14 protein-coding genes and 1 tRNA gene are annotated in these 17,416 nt (G+C 71.3%); 8 read left to right on the plus strand and 7 right to left on the minus strand.

The annotated features are described in order from the left end of the window. The first annotated feature begins 45 nt into the window (after positions 1–45). From FYW99_RS06295 to FYW99_RS06310, 4 genes are all read left to right on the plus strand, one after another. Positions 46–879 carry an SDR family NAD(P)-dependent oxidoreductase gene (locus tag FYW99_RS06295; RefSeq protein ID WP_150251010.1) on the plus strand — a complete coding sequence of 278 codons (834 nt, stop codon included), beginning with the start codon at positions 46–48 and terminating at the stop codon, positions 877–879. Then, positions 872–2,329 (plus strand): FAD-dependent oxidoreductase, encoded by a 1,458-nt coding sequence (locus FYW99_RS06300; RefSeq protein ID WP_150251011.1) that lies wholly within the window; start codon positions 872–874, stop codon positions 2,327–2,329. Before FYW99_RS06295 ends, FYW99_RS06300 begins: the two co-directional genes overlap by 8 nt. A gap of 332 nt (positions 2,330–2,661) precedes the next feature. Then, a complete protein-coding gene (locus tag FYW99_RS06305) occupies positions 2,662–3,984 on the plus strand; it encodes an MFS transporter (RefSeq protein ID WP_150251012.1) in 1,323 nt (440 codons plus the stop codon). Between the two features lie 13 nt (positions 3,985–3,997). After that, positions 3,998–4,822, plus strand: a complete 825-nt coding sequence (locus FYW99_RS06310; protein ID WP_150251013.1) for an SDR family NAD(P)-dependent oxidoreductase — start codon at positions 3,998–4,000, stop codon at positions 4,820–4,822. Positions 4,823–5,073: 251 nt separating this feature from the next. Here the strand turns inward: FYW99_RS06310 and FYW99_RS06315 are convergent, their stop codons facing one another. Further along, positions 5,074–6,012: an alpha/beta fold hydrolase gene (locus tag FYW99_RS06315; protein WP_150251014.1), complete on the minus strand. Its 939-nt coding sequence runs from the start codon at positions 6,010–6,012 to the stop codon at positions 5,074–5,076. A gap of 358 nt (positions 6,013–6,370) precedes the next feature. Here FYW99_RS06315 and FYW99_RS06320 point away from each other — a divergent pair, with 358 nt between their 5' ends. Next, positions 6,371–7,534, plus strand: coding sequence for a sensor histidine kinase (locus tag FYW99_RS06320; RefSeq protein ID WP_150251015.1), 1,164 nt, complete (start codon positions 6,371–6,373; stop codon positions 7,532–7,534). Beyond that, positions 7,531–8,190 (plus strand): response regulator, encoded by a 660-nt coding sequence (locus FYW99_RS06325; protein ID WP_150251016.1) that lies wholly within the window; start codon positions 7,531–7,533, stop codon positions 8,188–8,190. The genes FYW99_RS06320 and FYW99_RS06325 overlap by 4 nt, the downstream gene beginning before the upstream one ends. 138 nt (positions 8,191–8,328) lie before the next feature. Here FYW99_RS06325 and FYW99_RS06330 read toward each other — a convergent pair whose 3' ends face one another. Then, a complete protein-coding gene (locus FYW99_RS06330; protein ID WP_150251017.1) occupies positions 8,329–10,020 on the minus strand; it encodes an SLC13 family permease in 1,692 nt (563 codons plus the stop codon). 279 nt (positions 10,021–10,299) lie between these two features. After that, on the minus strand, positions 10,300–11,466 hold the full coding sequence (locus FYW99_RS06335; RefSeq protein ID WP_150251018.1) for an enolase C-terminal domain-like protein: 1,167 nt from the start codon (positions 11,464–11,466) through the stop codon (positions 10,300–10,302). A 115-nt stretch (positions 11,467–11,581) separates the two neighbouring features. Here FYW99_RS06335 and FYW99_RS06340 point away from each other — a divergent pair, with 115 nt between their 5' ends. Further along, entirely contained in the window at positions 11,582–12,283 is a 702-nt protein-coding gene (locus FYW99_RS06340) for a GntR family transcriptional regulator (RefSeq protein WP_150251019.1), read from the plus strand. Positions 12,284–12,553: 270 nt separating this feature from the next. Here FYW99_RS06340 and FYW99_RS06345 read toward each other — a convergent pair. The 3 genes from FYW99_RS06345 to FYW99_RS06355 form a co-directional block, all read right to left on the minus strand. Further along, positions 12,554–12,642 (minus strand) — tRNA-Ser (locus FYW99_RS06345). Between the two features lie 89 nt (positions 12,643–12,731). Next, positions 12,732–13,394 carry a dTDP-4-dehydrorhamnose 3,5-epimerase family protein gene (locus FYW99_RS06350; RefSeq protein ID WP_317846980.1) on the minus strand — a complete coding sequence of 221 codons (663 nt, stop codon included), beginning with the start codon at positions 13,392–13,394 and terminating at the stop codon, positions 12,732–12,734. A gap of 18 nt (positions 13,395–13,412) precedes the next feature. Continuing rightward, positions 13,413–14,267 carry an ABC transporter permease gene (locus tag FYW99_RS06355; protein ID WP_150251020.1) on the minus strand — a complete coding sequence of 285 codons (855 nt, stop codon included), beginning with the start codon at positions 14,265–14,267 and terminating at the stop codon, positions 13,413–13,415. 350 nt (positions 14,268–14,617) lie between these two features. Between FYW99_RS06355 and FYW99_RS06360 the strand changes: the two genes are divergently transcribed. Beyond that, positions 14,618–15,607, plus strand: a complete 990-nt coding sequence (locus FYW99_RS06360; protein WP_223838795.1) for an ATP-binding cassette domain-containing protein — start codon at positions 14,618–14,620, stop codon at positions 15,605–15,607. A gap of 8 nt (positions 15,608–15,615) precedes the next feature. On the opposite strand, the gene FYW99_RS32215 is transcribed toward FYW99_RS06360, so the two are convergent. Next, positions 15,616–17,142 carry a protein kinase/lanthionine synthetase C family protein gene (locus tag FYW99_RS32215; RefSeq protein WP_263364046.1) on the minus strand — a complete coding sequence of 509 codons (1,527 nt, stop codon included), beginning with the start codon at positions 17,140–17,142 and terminating at the stop codon, positions 15,616–15,618. Positions 17,143–17,416 lie beyond the last annotated feature (274 nt).

Genomic DNA, 17,416 nt, shown 5'->3' on the forward strand with positions numbered 1-17,416 from the left:
ACCCACCGCCCCGTTCCCTCCACACCCACGGAAAGGCCGCACACCATGACCCAGCACGAGGGCACCGGTCCCGCCCGCGTCGTCCACCGCGTGATGGAGGCCGTCCACCCCGAGATGGCCGGTCGCACCGCGGTCGTCACCGGGGCCGCGCGCGGCATGGGCCGCAGCTTCGCCGCCGCCCTGGCCACCCGCGGCGTCAACGTCGTCGCGGCCGACATCAACGACGTCGACATGAAGCGGACCGCCGACGAGATCAACCGCGAACTGGCCGACGGCGCCCTGAGCGAGCGGCCCGGCCGGGTCGCGCCCCGCCGCGTCGACGTGGTCGTGCCCGAGCAGCACGACGACCTCGCCCGCGCCGCCGCCGACGAGTTCGGCTCCCTCGACTACTGGGTCAACAACGCCGGGGTCTTCCCCCACGCACCCGTCGGCGAGATCACCGCCGAGCAGATGTCCACCGTCCTCGACGTCAACGTCCAGGGAGTCCTGCACGGCGCCCAGGCCGCCGCCCGCCACATGCTGCCCGGCGGCGTGATCGTCAACATGTCCTCGGTGTCGGCGGTGCGCGTGCGCCGGGGCCGCGCCGCCTACTGCGCCTCCAAGGCCGCCGTCGCCCACCTGACCGAGTCCCTCGCCGTCGAGCTGGGCGACAGGGGGCTGCGCGTCAACTCCATCGCCCCCGGCTTCATCGACACCGAGATGACGCGCTGGCTCCAGGACGACCCCGAGGCCCTGGCCGCCGCCCTGGACAACGTGCCCCTGCACCGGGTCGGCTCCCCCGAGGAGGTCGTCGGCGTCCTGCTCTTCCTGCTCTCCGACAGCAGCCGCTACGTGACCGGGCACAGCATCGCCGTCGACGGGGGATCCCGCCATGTCTGAGCACCTTGAGCGCGCCGATCACCACGACGACGAGGAGAGCGCCGACGTCGTCGTGATCGGCGGGGGAGGGGCCGGGCTCGCCGCGGCCGTCACCGCCGCCGAGGAGGGTGCGCGCGTCCTGCTGTTCGAGTCCGAGTCCGAGCTGGGCGGCTCCACCCAGCTCTCCGCGGGGCTCTTCACCGCCGCCGCGACCAGCGTCCAGCGCGGCGCGGGCGTGGAGGACAGCGCCGAGCGCTTCTACCAGCACTACATGGACCTCAACCAGTGGATGCTCGAACCCGGGCTGGTCCGCACCTTCTGCGAGAACGCCGGACCCACCCTGGAGTGGCTCATCGGACTGGGCGCCGGGTTCCCGGCGCGGACCTCCACCAACGCGCACATGCCCGGCCTGACCCGGGCCGGGGTCGAGGACGTCTGGCGCGCCCACGTCCCCGCCGACCAGGGACTCGGTCTGGTCCAGGTGCTCGCCGCGGCCTGCCGCCGCCTCGGGGTCGAGACCGTGCTCAACACCCGGGTGCGGCACCTGCTGTTCGAGGACGGCCGGGTGCGCGGCGTCGTCGCCGACGGGGTCGCCGTCCGAGCCAACGCCGTGGTGGTCGCCACCGGTGGCCTGGCCCGGGACCCCGAACTGCTCAAGGAGTACTACCCGGACGCCCTGGAGGCGGGCGAGCACGCGTTCGTCGTGGCCGCGCCCGGCAGCCGGGGCGACCACCTGCGCTTCGCCGAGCAGGTGGAGGCCTCCGTCACCGGCGCGGGCTGGGGGCTGCGGATGCCCACCGCCTACTTCCAGCGCCACCACCACTGGCAGTCGGGGTTCCCCCCGCTCTCGCGCGTGTACGTCAACGGGGCCGGGCGCCGCTTCATGGACGAGGACGCCTCCTACGCCGTCTCCACCGGCATCATCGACGCCCAGGGCGGCTCCGCGTGGTGCGTGTTCGACGACCGGGCCCGGGCCTCGCTGCCCGCCGGGTACGCGGACTGGACGCCCGAACGCGTCACCGAGGAGGCCGACGCGGGCCGCACCCTGCGTGCCGACACCCTGGAGGGACTGGCCGCCCTCATGGGGGTGCCCGAGGCGGCGCTGCTCACCACGGTGCGGACCTGGAACTCCCAACTGCCGAACGGCGAGGATCCGGACTTCCTGCGCCACCTGACCCTGCGCGCGAAGGGGGCGGAGGCCGACCCCGAGCCCCTGGACACCGCCCCCTACCACGCGGTCCGCGTGCTCCCGGCCGAGATCGTCTGCACGCACGCCGGTCTGGAGATCGACTCCTCCGCCGCCGTGCGCGACCGCACCGGCACCGCGGTCCCCGGGCTCTTCGCCGCGGGCGAGGCGGGCGCCGGGGTCCTCGGTCCCCGCTACGTCGGCGGCGGCAACGCGGTCGCCAACGCCCTCACCATGGGCCGCGTCGCCGGGCGGGGAGCGGCGGCGCGGGGACAGGGCCTGTAGGGCCTGTCCGGCGGACACACTCCGTCCACACCCCCGCCGCGCGACGGGGGGCGTCACCGGACACGCCCCGGGGCGTGCACCGCGGGCAGACGCCCTGACGCGTACCCGCCCCGCACCTTCCACCCGCCCCGCACCTTCCACCGCCCCGCACCTTCCACCGCCCCGCACCTTCCGCCCCACCGCACCGGACGCCTCACGCGGTCCACCTCGGCACACGGCTCCCACTGCGTTCCCGCCAGTGGACAGCACGCGCCCCGGCCCCCCGCCATCCCCCACAACCACGGGATCGGGCGGCGCACACACCGATCCGACCCTCTCCCCAGGGAGGCAGCATGCCACTCCACCAGCAGTCGGCGTCCGGGCCCGCACCGGCACCGGAGGCGGGCTTCCAGTCGCGGATGAAGGTCATCCGCGCGGCGGTCATCGGCACCGTCGTCGAGTACTACGACTTCGGCATCTACGGCTACATGGCCACGTTCGTGGCGATGCTCTTCTTCGTCTCCGAGGACCCGACGGCGGCCCTGATGGGCACGTTCGCCGCCTTCGCCGTCGCGTTCTTCATGCGCGTGCCCGGCGGGATCCTCTTCGGCCACATCGGGGACCGCTACGGGCGCAAGCGGGCCCTGTCGTGGACCATCCTGCTGATGGTCCTGGCCACCGCCGCCATCGGCGTGCTGCCCAACTACTACACGCTCGGCGTCTGGGCGACCACCCTGCTGGTCCTGTGCCGCTGCGTCCAGGGCTTCGCCGCGGGCGGCGAACTCGGCGGGGCCAACGCCTTCGTGGCCGAGTCCGCCCCGGCCCGCTGGCGGGCCACGCAGACCTCCCTGGTCAACTCGGGCACCTACTTCGGCTCGCTGTTCGCCTCGCTGGTGGCGCTCGCCTTCACCATGGTCTTCACCGAGCAGCAGATGCTGGACTGGGCGTGGCGCCTGCCGTTCCTGCTCAGCCTGCCCATCGGCGTCATCGGCCTCTACATCCGCAGCCACCTGGACGACACCCCGCAGTTCAAGCAGCTGGCGGACCAGGGCGAGACCGAGCGCATGCCGATCCGGACCCTGCTGGTCACCAACTGGCGGTCCGTGCTGAAGATCATCGGCCTGGGCGCGGTGATCACCGGCGGCTACTACATCGTCTCGGTGTACGCGGCCACCTACCTCCAGACCACGGCCGGGCACTCCGCGCAGCTGGCCTTCGCCTCGACCTCGGTCGCCATGGTCATCGGCGCCGCCACGCTGCCGCTCTCGGGCTACCTGGCCGACACCATCGGCCGCAAGAAGGTCATCCTCATCGGCAGCGTCGGGGCCGTGCTCCTGGGCTTCCCGATGTTCATGATGATGTCCGCCGGTCCGGCCTGGGCCGCGATCGTGGGCCAGTCGGCCCTGTTCGTGTGCGTCTCGGTCGTCAACGGCGCCTCGTTCGTCACCTACGCCGAGATGCTGGGCGCCTCCACCCGCTACAGCGGGATCGCGCTCGGCAACAACGTCACCAACACGCTCCTGGGCGGCACCGCGCCCTTCATCGCGACCTGGCTGATCAGCGCCACCGGCCAGCCGCTGGCGCCCGCGGGCTACTTCGTCCTCACCGCCGTGGTGACGCTGGTGGCCGTCCTGTTCGTCACCGAGACGCGCGGCACCGAACTGCCGATCGACTGAGAGGAGGAGCGGCATGCGGGCAACGGACTCACCGACCGGCGGAGCCGGACACGGACTGGCCGGGCGCGTCGTCCTGGTGACGGGCGCCGCGGGCGGCATGGGCAGGGCGGAGGCCCTGGCACTGGGGCGCGAGGGCGCCCGGGTCTGGGTGGCGGACCTGGACGGGGAGCGGGGCGAGCGCACGGCCCGGGAGGTCGGTGAACTGGGCGCGACGGCGCGGTTCGTCCGCCTGGACGCCGCCGACCCGGACGACTGGGCGCGTCTGCGCGACCGGATCGCGGACGAGGACGGCGGACGCCTCGACGGCCTGGTCAACAACGCCGGGGTCAGCCACCGTTTCGGGATCGCCGACACCACGGACGAGGACTGGCGCCGCGTACTCGACGTCAACCTGTCCAGCGTGTTCTACGGAATGCGGTCCATGGCCCCGCTGCTGCGCGCGTCGGGGTCGGCGTCGGTGGTCAACGTGTCCTCCATCGCCGGGATGACCGGCTACTTCTCCGCCTCCTACGGCGCGAGCAAGTGGGGCGTGCGCGGCCTGAGCAAGGTGGGCGCGCTGGAGTTCGCGCCCTGGGGCGTGCGGGTGAACTCCCTGCACCCCGGACTGGTGGACACCCCGCTGCTGCGCTCGGGGGCCGACGACTTCGTCGAGGAGAGCCTGCGCTCGGTGCCCGCGGGCCGGGTGGCCGAACCCGGTGAGGTCGCCGACGTGGTGCTGTTCCTGCTGTCGGAGGCGTCCCGGTACGTGACGGGGACCGAACTGGTCGTCGACGGCGGTCTGACCTCCGGCGGCCTCTACCACCGGATCACCTCGGGCCTGCGTGAGGGGCCCGTCTGAGGATCCGGACACGGCTCCGGGGAGGCGCCCACCGTCCAGGTGCGCCTCCCCGGTCCTCCGGGCGTGCACTACGCCCGACGGGCCCGGAGCACCGCCGCGGCCCGGGCGGCCGGCACCGCCTGCGCTACGCCGACGGGACCCCGCGGCCGAGGACGCGGTCGTTCCGGGCGCGGGGGAGGGGGGAGGACCGGTGATCCGCGTACTGCTGGCCGACGCCGAGTTCCCGCCGACGCCGCACCCCCGCCGGTGCCTCAGGCGGCGGCCTGGTCGGTGACGCGCCGGACGGCCTCGACAGCGAGTTCGGGCTGGTCGACGTGGATGTGGTGACCGCTCTCCTCGGCGGTGCTGAGCCGGCTGTCGCCGGAGACCTGGAGCCACCGCTCCTGTCCCTCGGACCACACGCGCTCCAGGTCGGCGCCGTACTCGGGGATCTCGCCGAGGTACTGGACCCCGTGCTGGATGACCTCGGTCGGGATGTCCCCGGCGGAGCGGACCTCCGCGTCGCTGTCGATGACGATGCTCTCGGGGTTCTCGCCCTGGAAAACCGCGAGGTTCTGCGCGCGCACCTCGGCGCCCGGGCCGGTGGCCGACTCGGGGATCACCTCGGTGATGTCGTCGAGCATCGTCGGGGAGGTGGCGTCCAGCAGCACCAGACCCCTGACCCGGTCCTGGTGGTCGGGGGCGTAGCGGGCGGCGATCAGCCCGCCCAGCGAGTGGCCGACCAGGACGACCGGGCCGTCACCGGCGACGTCGTCCAGGACGGCGGTCAGGGTCCGCCCGACGTCGGCGATGCTCTGGGTACCGGGCGGCTGGTCGCTCCCGCCCTCGCCGAACCGGTCGTAGGAGCAGACCCGGTCCCCCTCGCTCAGGGTCTGCTGGAGGTCGGCCATGGTGTCCAGGCCGTCGCCCATCCCGGCCATGAGGACGACGACCGGCCGTTCGTCGGCCGGGGCGCCGGAGCAGGAGACGTTCAGGGAACCTCCCTTGACGTCGAGCGTCTTGGTCCCGGTGAACAGCTCCCCGTCGGTCATCACGTCCTCCGCGGCCGACTCCAGGTCGGACTCCACCTCCTCCAGGCCGGCACCCACGTCCTCCAGGCCGGACCGCACGTCGGAGCACCCGACGAGGCCCGTTCCGGCCACGGCCAGGCACAGTGCGGTCAGGGCGGTCGTCCGGATGGTGCGCGGCATCGGGGTCTCCAGCGAGGGGTTCGGGGACGGGGTTCAGCGAGTGGTGCCGCGGAGCCGGGGGAGAGAGGGCGTCGGTCCCGCTCCCGTGAACCGGGACTCCGCGACTGGGAAGAACCTACGGACGCGGCGGTGCCCGGGTCGTCACCGCACGGTGGACACCTGCGTGTAGCTCGCTCGGGGGACGACCCCGCGCCGCCCCGGTCCGTAGCGTTTCCCCCAGTCGCGGCGCCCCGGCCGCGCCGCTCCGACGAAGGAACCCCATGAGACCTCCCCGGCAGTTCCCGGCCGTCGCCGCGGCCGTGCCCCTCCCCGTCCGCAGGCGCGTCGAGCGACCCGCCGCCACCACTACACTTCCCCAGTGACCAGTCTCCGGCGGCTCCCCCACCTGTGGCAGCGACTCGACGTCACCCTCCGGGACCTGCCCCTGGGACTGCTGCTCCTGGTCGCCTCGCTCATCCCGTCACTGCACGGACAGGGAACCGAGTTCGGCGGCGTGGCGGACCGACCCCTCGACTCCCTGGGCCTGGTCGCGGCCGCTCTCCAGAGCCTGCCCCTGGCCGGGCGGAGGCGGTGGCCGGCCCTGGCCCTGGCCCTGGTGGCGAGCGGCTTCGCCCTCGACCAGCTGTGCGGTTACCACCTGTTCGCGGGCACCGCGCTGCCCATCGCGATGGTGAGCGCCGGCGCCCACCTCCACCGCTACCGGCGCACCACCATGCTGGTGGGCTCGGCGGCCTACGTGGTGCTGGCGGTCGCGGTGGACCGGGTCGGGGCGGGCGAGACCCCGGCCGGTTACGTGACGTTCTACGCGGCGCTGGCCCTGGCCTGGGGGATCGGCGCGTGGTTGCGCTCCACCCGCATCGCCGAGGCCGAACGCCGCCGCCTCGTGGCCGAGGCCACCCGCACCGCCGAACGCACCCGCATCGCCCGCGAACTCCACGACGTCGTGACCCACCACGTGACCGCGATGGTCGTGCAGGCCGAGGCGGCGCGCTACCTGACCTCCGCGCCCGAGCGGCTCGACCAGACCCTCACCGCGGTCACCGACACCGGCAGGCGGGCCATCACCGACCTGCGCCACCTGCTCGACCTGCTCAACCCCGACCACTCCACCCCCGCTCCCGCCTCCGACGAGGGGCTGCTCGCCGTGGTGGAGCAGACGCGCAGGGCCGGGCAGCCGGTGGAGTTCAGCGAGGAGGGCACCCCGGCCGCCTCGCGCGGCAGCGCCGACCTCGTGGCGCACCGCGTCGTGCAGGAGGCCCTGACCAACGCCCTCAAGTACGCGCACGGCAGTCCCACCACCGTGCGGGTGCGCCACCGTCCCGAGGAGATCACCGTGAACGTCAGCACCGACCACGCCGGGCCTCCGGGCGTCTCCCCCGGGGGGAGCGGGCGGGGCCTGGTCGGCCTGCGCGAACGCGTCGAGGTCCTGGGCGGCGACTTCACCGCGGGCCCGCACGAGGGCGGGGGCTTCACCGTGCACGCGCGCATCCCCGCACGGGCCCCGGTGGGCGACCGGGCATGAGCACGCCGATCCGGGTCCTGGTCTGCGACGACCAGGTGCTGATCCGCACCGGCCTGGTCACCATCATCGACGCCCAGCCCGACATGGAGGTCGTCGGCGAGTGCGGGGACGGCAAGGCCGCGGTCGAACTCGCCGAACAGCTGGGCCCCGACGTCGTGGTGATGGACGTGCGCATGCCCGTGCTCGACGGCATCGAGGCCACCCAGCGCCTGGCCGGTGCCGGGGTGGCCCGCCCCGTCAAGGTCCTCGTGGTCACGACGTTCAACCTCGACGAGTACGTCTACGAGGCGCTGCGCGCGGGCGCCAGCGGGTTCCTGCTCAAGGACGCGCCCCCGGCCCAGCTGCTGCACGGCATCCGCACCGTGGCCACCGGCGCGGCGCTGCTGGACCCCGAGGTCACACGCCAGCTGGTGGGCAGGTACGCCGCCCGGATCCGGCCCTCCCACACCTCCGTGGTCGACGCTCGGCTGACCCCCCGCGAGCTGGAGGTCCTGCGCCTGATCGCCAACGGCATGTCCAACGGCGAGATCGCCGCGAGCCTGTTCATCAGCCAGGAGACCGTGAAGACGTTCGTCTCGCGCATCCTGACCAAGCTCGACCTGCGCGACCGCGTCCAGGCCGTGGTCTACGCCTACCGGCAGGGGCTGGTGACCTGACCCCGCACGGGGACGGGCGCACCACGGGACCGCGGCCGGGTCCCGGGTCCCTCGGCAGGGGCCCGGGGCCCCTCCCGCGTCCGCGACGCGAGGGGCCCCGGGCCGCCGGAGGTCCCGGCTCCGTCCGTGCCGGTCCGGTCACCGGAATCCGGCGGGAAGGGTCATGAGGTCGACTCCCCACAGCAACGGCAGCACGTAGAGCGCCCCCGCGACGACGAGGGCGAGGGCGGTGATGTTCAGCCAGAACCCGGTTCTGACCATCTCCATGATCCTCACCCTGCCGGTACCGAACATGATCGCGTTCGGAGGGGTGCCCACCGGAAGCATGAACGCGCAGTTCGCGGCCATCGCGCAGGGGACCATCAACGCGTACGGGTGAATGTCGAGGGAGACCGCGAAGGCCGCCATGACCGGGAGGATCATCGTCGACGTCGCGGCGTTCGAGGTGATCTCCGTCAGGAACAGCACGAGCGCGGTGGCGAGGACGATGGTCAGGACGACGTTGACCCCGTCGAGCACGCGCAACTGATCGCCGATCCACGCGGAGAGGCCGGTCTCGACGAACCCCGCGGCGATGGCCAGTCCGCCGCCGAACAGCAGGAGGATCCCCCAGGGGACCTTCTTCGAGTCCTCCCACCGGAGGATTCTCCTCTCCCCGCCGTTGCGGGCGGGCAGGGTGAACAGGACCACCGTCGCGACGACCGCGATCACACCGTCGCTGATACCCGGGAGAAGGTCCTCCCAGAGGAACGACCGGGTCACCCACATGAACGCCGTTCCGAGGAACACGCCGAGTACGACCTTCTCCTCGGTGGACATCCCGCCGAGGGACCTCCTCTCCTCCCGGATGATCTCCCTGCCGCCGGGAAGCTGCTTGAACCGGACCCTGAACGTGACGCCCGTCAGGTAGAACCACGCGAGGGCGAGGAGGACGGCGGCGGTCGGGACCCCGAACAGCATCCACCCGCCGAACGAGATGTCCTCACCGAAGAGCTCCCCGACGGTCGCCGAGAGAACGGCGAGCGGCGGCGTCCCGATCAGCGTCCCGAGGCCGCCGATGGTGGCCGCGTACCCGATGCCGAAGACGATGGACTTCTCGAACTTCGGCAGGTCGGCGGCGAACTCCCCGCCCCGCAGCGAGCGGGCGGCCTGGTACACGACCGCCAGGCCGACGGGGATCATCATCATCGTGGCGGCCGTGTTGGAGACCCACATCGACAGGAAGCCCGTCGCGACCATGAAACCGAGGACGATGCGGCGCGGACTCGTGCCGATCGCCGCGACGATCGAGAGGGCGATGCGTTGGTGGAGGTTCCATTTCTCCATCGCGATCGCGAGCGAGAACCCCCCGAGGAACAGGAAGATGATGTCGTTGCCGTACGCCGCGACCACGGCGTCGCCCTCCAGCGCGCCGGTCAGCGGCAGGAGCACGACCGGGAGCAGGGACGTGACCGGGATGGGGATCGCCTCGGTGATCCACCAGGTCGCGACCCAGAGAGTGGTGGCGAGGACCGCCTGCCCCGCCGGTGAGAGCCCCTCGGGTTCGAAGAACACGAGCGTCGCCACGAACAGCAGCGGACCGAGCAGCAGCCCGGTGACGCGTGCGGGCGTGTACCCGGGTCCGGGGTCGGGGGCGCCGGACCCTTCGGCCGGTTCCGGGTTCTCCAGGCCCTCACGGGCGGCGGCGGGGCCGCTGTCGCCGTCCCGGTCGGACGCCACCAGTGCCGCTCGTGGCGGTCTCCTGCGTTTCGAGAAGGCCAGAAGGTCCTTGATCTCTCGGTGTGACGCCCACAGGTCTCCCCACAGGGGCTGCAGGTAGGGGGTTGCCATTGTGTACCTTCTCTGGTCTTCTGCTCGGCTCGACCCGGCTCGGCTCGCCGAAGGAGGTCGGTTCGGGTGGAACGCGGATCGGCACCGGCCATGGGGGGAAGAACGTGCCGCGGGTACTCCGCACGGGGGACGGGGGTCCGTCGGTGGTCGTGGAACCGACTCCGCCGGCGGCGCTCGTCGTCGAACGGTCGTCCACGCTGCTTCGGAGCGGTCGTGTGCGAAGTCGGGGACGGCGGCTCCCGTGTCGCGACCGGCACGGGAGCCACCGGTCTCGGCCGGTCAGGCGTGCAGGCCCCGGAGGAGGTCGTGGAACTTCGCCTTGCCCTCGAGGCCGATGCCCGGAAGGTCACCCGGCGCCACGCGACCGCGGGTGATCACCGCGTCGTCGGTGAAGCCGCCCGTGGGCTGGAACTCTCCGGGGTAGGACTCGTTGCCGCCGAGCTTGAGAGCCGCGGCGATGTGCAGTGAGAACTGGTGCCCGCCGTGCGGAACGCACCGGCGGGAGGACCAGCCGTGCTGGGCGAGCATGTCCAGGACCCGGCGGTACTCCGTCAGCCCGTAGCTCAGTGCCGGGTCCACCTGGATGAAGTCGCGGTCCGGGCGCATCCCGCCGTAGCGGATCAGGTTCCGGGCGTCCTGCAACGAGAACAGGTTCTCGCCGGTCGCGATGGGACTGCGGTAGTTCTCCGACAGCGTCGCGTTCAGGCCGTAGTCCAGCGGGTCGCCGACCTCCTCGTACCAGAAGAGGCCGTACTGGTCGATGGCCTGGCCGTACTCCAGCGCGGTCCGCAGGTCGAACTTGCCGTTGACGTCCACCATCAGCCGGGACCCGTCGCCGTCCAGGACGTCGATGACCGCCTCGATACGCCGGAGGTCCTCGGCCAGGTCGGCGCCGCCGATCTTCATCTTGACGATCTCGTACCCCGCGTCGAGGAAGCCGCGCATCTCGTCCTGGAGGTCTTCCAGAGTCTTGCCGGGCGCGTAGTAGCCGCCGGCCGCGTAGACGAAGACGTCCTCGTCCGGGTCGCCGTCGCCGTAGTGGTCGGAGATCCACCGGTACAGCGGGACCCCCGCCGCCTTGGCGGCGAGGTCGTGCAGCGCCATGTCCACCACGCCGACGGCGACAGAGCGTTCACCGTGTCCGCCGGGCTTCTCGTTGCGCATCATGACGTCCCACGCCCTGGCGGGTGAGAGTTCGCCGTTCCCGTCCAGCAGTTCCTCCGCCGCGGCCTCGCGCAGCCGCGGCAGCATCCGCTCGTTCAGGATGGCCGTGGCGTTGTACCGGCCGTTGGAGTTGAAGCCGTAACCCACCAGGGGCCTGCCGTCGACCACCACGTCGCTGACCAGTGCCAGGACCGTGCAGTCCATCCTGCTGAAGTCGATGTAGGCGTTACGCATCGACGAGCTGATCGGGATGGTGCCGACGTGGGCGGAAACGATTCGCATGGGTCTCTTCCTGCTGAGCTTGGTCTTATAAGACCCTTATAAGTTATGCGGAGCCTATACTGGCTGAGACGGGGGTCACAAGACCGTGAGCGAGAACCGGGTGAGAGAGGTCACGATGACCAGCGCGAACGTCTTCTCCAGCAAGGGCGGGCTGGCCTACACCGAGCTGCGCCGCCGCATCACCTCCGGTGAGCTCGCCCCAGGATCACGCCTGCCGCAGTACGAGCTGGCGGAGGAGATGGGCATGAGCATCACGCCCCTGCGCGAGGCGATCAGGCGGCTGGCCAGCGAGGACTGGGTCACGATGGACACCCACCGGGACGTCCGCGTGGCACCCATGAGCGCCTCCGAGGCGCGCGAACTGCTGGAGGCCCGTTTCTCGCTGGAGCCCTCCGCCACCGAGCTCGCCGCGCTGCGCCGGACGGAACGGGAGATCGCCACGATGAGGGCGGCGGCCGACGCGCTCCTGCCGGTCACCCGCACCTGGGGCGAGGAGGCCATCGCGGCGCACCGGGCCTTCCACCGGGCGATCTACGCCGCCTCCCACAACAACGTGATGATCAGGCTCCTGGACGACCTGTGGGACAAGGCCGACCGGTACCGGCGGATCGGCCTGGAGCTGCCCGCGGGCGCCGAGCCGCGCACCATCGACCTGAACCAGCACCACGAGATCCTGGAGCTCGTCATCACCGGTGACGGTGCCGCCGCGGCCGGACTGGTGCGCTCCCACATCCTCAACAGCCTCGGAGCCGCGGTCACGGACACCCTCGAAGGCAGGGAACGCGCCTACCACCCCATCGCCGGGCGTTCGACCTGACACCGCCCGAGGCGTCAGCCGCACGACCACGGAACGGGGCGCTCCGCGTCCCGCCGACAGGCGCGGTGGGAACCCGGGTCACCGCCAGGGGCGGGTCCGCCTCCGCCGTCCTCGCGGTTCGGCGGCCGGGGACGGGCTGTGGGCGGGCTGTGGGCGGTCGGGGCGGCGGGCGCGTGTGACCGGAACGGACCCCGTGCCAACCATCCCCTGGGCATGAAAAAACCTGGGGCTCCTCTCACTCGTGAGTGAGAGGAGCCCCAGGTCAGAGCGCGGAGGATCGGGGATTTGAACCCCGGAAGGGATTGCTCCCTAACCGCATTAGCAGTGCGGCGCCATAGACCTGACTAGGCGAATCCTCCCGGCTGGGAACAGCCTACAGACACCACGGACGGTTGCGCAAAACGAATGCCAGCCGCCGTCCGGGAGGCCCGGTCACGGCCCGTCGCAGCTACTGCCACAGCGCCTGCTGGATCTCCCGGCACCTGTCGTAGGACGGGAGCACACCCTGCCCCTGGGCCTCCGCCAGTGTCGGCGCCGCCCAGTCCCGGGCGGACATGACCGGTGCCTGCTCCTCCGGGATCGGCAGCGCCAGTTGCGGGTCCAGGCAGGAGACCGCCAGCTCGTTCTCCGCCACGTACGACGCGGAGAGCAGGTAGGACATCACCGTGTCGTCCTCCAGCGCGACGAACGCATGGCCCACCCCCACGGGGAAGTAGACCGCGCGCAGGTCCTCCGGGTCCAGGAGGACCGCGTCCCAGCGGCCGAAGGTCGGTGAACCGACCCTGGTGTCCACCACGATGTCCAGGGCCCGCCCGCGGGGGCAGCAGACGTACTTGGCCGCTCCAGGAGGGGTCGCGGTGAAGTGGATCCCACGCACGACGCCGCGCCTGGACCTGCTGTGGCTGATCTGCGCCACGGGGAACAGCGGCCCGCCCACCACCTGGGTGAACACGCTCTCCTGGAACTGGGACGCGAAGATCCCGCGCTCGTCCGGGAACACTCTCGGCGTGAACTCGAAGGCCCCGTCGACGGCCAGGGCGCGGACACTCATCGTGTCGGTCTGCACCGGGCCCGGGAGGGACTCTCGCGTGCTCCGTCGGTTCTCGGGCATGCTCTCCTCACCTCTCACTCAGTCGGTCTTGTTGAACCGTGCCACCGTGAGGGCGATGATGAGCGCGCAGGCCCCCGCGACCAGGCCCACCTCGGCCCCCCAGTGGACCCGCCAACCGAACCACTCAATCCCGCTGTTGTAGAGCGCCTCGGTCTCCGGGGCGGCGTCCAGGTATCTGAAGATCGTCTGCCGTATCGGGTCGACGGTGTAGGTGATCGGGTTGGCGAGTGCGATCGAGGCGAGCCAGGTCGGCAGGTTGCCGATGGGGAACATGGCCCCGGAGAGCAGCACCAGCGGGGAGATCACGAGTTGGGTCAGGCCCATGAAGGCCTCGTTCTCCTTGACGGAGATGGCGAGGAGGACGCCGATGGAGGAGGCCGTCAGGGCCACGAGGAAGATGAGTCCGAAGAGGCTGAACATGAGCCCGGGTGCGTAGGGGATTCCGACCAGCCCGGCCATCGCCAGGACGATGCACGCCTGGATGGTGGCCTGGATCGCTCCGGCCAGTACCTTGCCGAGGATGAGGGCCGAACGGCGTGCCGGGGCCACGAGCATCCCCCGCAGGAAGCCCGTCTCGCGCTCGGTCACGATCTTGGCCGCCGAGACCAGCGCGACGCTGATGGTGGTCATGACCAGGACGCCGGGGAAGATCACCGTGCTCAAGGGGAGGTCGTCGCTCCCACGCGGAATGAGGGAACCGAAGCCGACCCCGATGACGAACAGCCACAGGAGCGCCTGCAGGAACATCGAGACGGCACGGCTGATGTCGTGGACGAAGCGAAGAAGGTCCCTCTTGACCACCACTCCGACGGTCCGGAGATCATGGGCGAATCCGAAGGGCGAGGTCCTGAGGGGCTTGGTTTGTGCGTTCATTGGCCTTCCTCTGGAGAGAGGGATGCGCCAGCCGTGACTTCGTGCCGGCGGCGGCGGGCTTCGGCCGCTCGATTTTGTCGGCCGCCGTTCGATCAGGACGACACCGTACCGGACCCGACCCGCTTTCCCCGCCGTGCATTTCGTGCTTGTGCTCGCGTTCCCAGTCGCGTATGTTCCTGAGCGCTATCAGCGGGATCGCCTGCGGGTCTCATGAGCGGTGATTCCCGGTCCCGGTCCCCCCTCGCGAAATCACGCCCGGGACACGGCGGCGTCCAGGGCGTTCGACACCGTCCCGTATATCGTCGCAGCCGTTGGAATTCAGCCGGAACGCATTTCATTTTGGAGGACGGGTGAACGGTGCTGCAGAGGAAAGAGGCGCGGGCGATCCCATGATCATGGTCCGCGATCTGGAGAAGAGATACGGGAAGGTCCACGCGGTACGCGGGATCGATCTCGACGTGGAACAGGGGGAGCTCTTCGGCCTGCTCGGTCCCAATGGCGCGGGCAAGTCGACGCTCATCGGGATGCTTGCGACCATCGTCACCTCCACGGCCGGGGTCGGCGCGATCGCCGGGTACGACATTCTCTGGGAGCGACCCCAGGTGCGCAGGAACATCGGCCTGGTCTTCCAGGAGGAGACCCTCGACCGCTATCTGACCGCCTGGCACAACCTCAGGTTCCACGCCGAGATCTACGGTGTGCCGCGCGACCAGGTGGACGAGCGCGTCACCGCGGCGCTGCACGACGTAGGACTGTGGGACGAGCGGCTCCGCATGGCCGGAACGTTCTCCGGGGGGATGCGCCGCCGCCTGGAGATCGCGCGGGGCATCCTGCACAGCCCCCGCCTGCTCTTCCTCGACGAGCCCACCGCCGGTCTGGACCCGCGCTCGCGGGAGCAGATCTGGCAGCGCGTCCACCGGCTCAACAAGGAGGAGGGGGTCACGGTGTTCATGACCACCCACTACCTCGAGGAGGCCGAGCACTGCGACCGGATCGCCATCGTCGACCAGGGCAGGATCGTGGCGATCGGCAGCCCGGCGGAGCTCAAGGCCGGCATCGGCCGCGACCGCGTGGAGGTGACGGCCGAGGACGCCGCCTCTTTGGCGGAGAGCGTGCGGACTGAGTTCGGCATCGACGCGTCCGTCGAGGGGCGAACGGTGCGCTTCTCCGTGGAGGAGGGCCGCAGTTTCCTGCCGGACCTCTTCTCCCGGATCACCGTCCCCATCACCTCGGTCCAGGTCAGCTCCCCCTCACTGGACGACGTCTTCCTCGAACGCACGGGCAGGGTGCTCGACCAGGAGCCGGGCTCCGGGGCCGAACATGACTCCCTGCCCGCGTAGCCGGGGTGTCAGTCCTCGCTGAAGAACGGGAGGAACGGCGTCCCGCCCCCGCGAGCGGAGGACAAGGCCAGCAGGACGCCGGCGCTCCCCGAAGCCAGCTCCATGCTGAGGCGCGGCATCCTGCCGCCGTGGAAGGCGGTATGGCCCTGGAAGGGGAGCGCGTACCACTCCAGCTCGCGGACCCGCTTCTCCAGTAGTTCGGACCGTCCCCCGACCCGGGCCAGCGTGGCGATCTGCCCCGCCTTGCCGTAGAAGAGGTCCGCCTGCACGTGGAACAGGGCGCGGCAGGACTCCAAGAGGAGCGGCAGATTCTCGGCGCACCGATCGTCGTGCCGGTACCTCAGGAGCTCGTCGGCGGCGAGCGCCACCCCCATCGCGCCCCCGTCGATGTTGGGCAGGCCCCTGCTCCCGGAGGAACGCACCAGGAGGGTCCCGTCGGGACTGGTTTCGCACTGGTCCAGGTCCAGGTGCAGGGCCCGTACGGCCGTGTCGAGCAGAGCCGTGTCCCCCGTGGCCCGATGGAGCCGGACCAGGGCCAGGGCGACTCCGCTCCAACCGCGCATCAGTCCCGCCCGGCTTCCCGCCGGACCGTGGTCCCCGGAGACGGCCACGGACCGGACCTCCGATTCCAGTCGCCGCGCCAACCCCAGGGCCCGGTCGAGCAGGCTTCGGTCGGACAGCCGTTCCGAGAAGTGCGCCAGATTGGCGCACACGCCCGCCACGCCGGAGTAGAGCGAGATACCTCCCACCGGTTCGTCGGAGTGCCGTTCCAGCAGGTCGGTCGCAGCCTGGGCGTGGCCGAGGTGGTCGAGGGCGTAGGCAGCCCCGGAGACACCGTCATAGAAGCCGATCCGCGGTGACTTCAGGTCCCGCACGGCCTCCAGCAGCCACTCCTCGTACTCCGGCCGACGCTCCAGTCCCGCGGTGTCGAGTGCCCACAGAACGCCCGCGGCCCCGTGCGCCATGCCGTACCCACCGCTCACGAACTGCTGGACGTCGCCGGGGAACAGGCGGTCCGTCCGGTCGGGAGTGGCCGAGGCGAGGATGCCGAGGCCGATCTCCCCGGAGTCCAGCCGGGCGCTCTGCCCGGACGTGACGCTCTCACCCGCGAGCAGGTCGCGTTCGACGGCGTTGGCCCAGTCCGAGGGGACCGGAAAGTACTCGCGCATCACCCGCACCAGCTCGGGGATCTTTCCCTGGTCGAGCGCAGAGATCCGGGCGAAGGGGAGAAGGGTGTTCAGCTTGGTGGCCGCCAGCCCGTAGCGGTCCACCGCCTCTCCCGTGAGGCCGCGCCTGGCGAACCCGGGGGCGTTGATCGGGGCTCGGTGGCCCTCCCGGGTGCGGTCGAAGGCCACCTCGAAGTCGATGAGGGTGACGTTGTCGTCGTCGTCCACCATGACGTTGTTCGTGTGCAGGTCGGCGAAGACCAGGCCGCGCCCGTGGATCTCGGCGAGGACGCGCTCTAGCTTCTCGAAGACCACCAGGACGCGCTCCGTGAACGCCGCGAGCTCCTCCGGAGAGGCGTCGGTCCGCACCCCGGGGTGGTGCAGGGCGCACCACGCGTTGAGCGGTCGTCCCGGGACGAGCTCCTCGACGAGGAAGAAGTGCCCCCCGAGTACGAAGCTGTCGATGAGCCGGGGGACCCCCCTGCACGCCTTCGAGGGTACGGAGGTTGGCCTCCTCCTGCCGCAGGCGCGCGACCGCGTCGTGGAAGTCGAAGTCGACTCCCGCGTTCGGCCGGCCTTCCTTCAGGACGACCTGGGACCCGTCCCTCTCACTGCGTGCGCGGTAGATACCCCCGGCGTTGGA

This window comes from Nocardiopsis deserti, from assembly GCF_008638355.1.
GTDB classification, from domain to species: domain Bacteria; phylum Actinomycetota; class Actinomycetes; order Streptosporangiales; family Streptosporangiaceae; genus Nocardiopsis; species Nocardiopsis alborubida.

What these genes read in the sequence shown, in the direction of transcription:
- FYW99_RS06305 (WP_150251012.1), top strand. Translation starts at nt 2,662, where the DNA reads ATGCCACTCCACCAGCAGTCGGCGTCCGGGCCCGCACCGGCACCGGAG.
- FYW99_RS06330 (WP_150251017.1), bottom strand. Translation starts at nt 10,020, where the DNA reads ATGGCAACCCCCTACCTGCAGCCCCTGTGGGGAGACCTGTGGGCGTCA.
- FYW99_RS06340 (WP_150251019.1), top strand. Translation starts at nt 11,582, where the DNA reads ATGACCAGCGCGAACGTCTTCTCCAGCAAGGGCGGGCTGGCCTACACC.
- FYW99_RS06355 (WP_150251020.1), bottom strand. Translation starts at nt 14,267, where the DNA reads ATGAACGCACAAACCAAGCCCCTCAGGACCTCGCCCTTCGGATTCGCC.
- FYW99_RS06310 (WP_150251013.1), top strand. Translation starts at nt 3,998, where the DNA reads ATGCGGGCAACGGACTCACCGACCGGCGGAGCCGGACACGGACTGGCC.
- FYW99_RS06335 (WP_150251018.1), bottom strand. Translation starts at nt 11,466, where the DNA reads ATGCGAATCGTTTCCGCCCACGTCGGCACCATCCCGATCAGCTCGTCG.
- FYW99_RS06295 (WP_150251010.1), top strand. Translation starts at nt 46, where the DNA reads ATGACCCAGCACGAGGGCACCGGTCCCGCCCGCGTCGTCCACCGCGTG.
- FYW99_RS06300 (WP_150251011.1), top strand. Translation starts at nt 872, where the DNA reads ATGTCTGAGCACCTTGAGCGCGCCGATCACCACGACGACGAGGAGAGC.
- FYW99_RS06315 (WP_150251014.1), bottom strand. Translation starts at nt 6,012, where the DNA reads ATGCCGCGCACCATCCGGACGACCGCCCTGACCGCACTGTGCCTGGCC.
- FYW99_RS06350 (WP_317846980.1), bottom strand. Translation starts at nt 13,394, where the DNA reads ATGCCCGAGAACCGACGGAGCACGCGAGAGTCCCTCCCGGGCCCGGTG.
- FYW99_RS06325 (WP_150251016.1), top strand. Translation starts at nt 7,531, where the DNA reads ATGAGCACGCCGATCCGGGTCCTGGTCTGCGACGACCAGGTGCTGATC.